This is a genomic window from Pseudomonas sp. 2(2015) (assembly GCF_000955865.1).
GTDB lineage: Bacteria > Pseudomonadota > Gammaproteobacteria > Pseudomonadales > Pseudomonadaceae > Aquipseudomonas.
The window spans coordinates 353-616 of record NZ_JYOF01000080.1 but is presented as its reverse complement, the minus strand read 5'-3'; the positions used below and the strand labels follow the sequence as shown (position 1 = coordinate 616).

The 264-nt window shown below is 67.0% G+C and carries 1 protein-coding gene; it reads right to left on the bottom strand.

What is annotated here, in order from left to right; all coding sequences use genetic code 11:
• A partial coding sequence (locus UB48_RS28125) for a hypothetical protein (RefSeq protein ID WP_177329203.1) occupies positions 1-264 on the bottom strand: 264 nt, incomplete at both ends.

The following is a 264-nucleotide window of genomic DNA, read 5'->3' as shown; positions in this document are numbered from 1 at the left end:
TTGATCGCGTAGGCGCGAAGGTTGGAGTCGAGGGCGTTGCGGACCGCCATGCCGGGGCGGAGGATCGAGGAGACCTTCCACGCACCGAGCGTCATGTCGAGGGCGTGAGTGGAGCCCCGTCGGACGATGTGCGCCCAGTTCGTGTTCTCGTAGTGCTGGATCTCCTTGCGGAGCATCACCGGGTCGGCGAACGGCACGGTCTCGGCGATGTGCGACCGCAGGTAGGCGGACGGCACGAGATGAGCCGCGTCCGAGGTGAGCTCG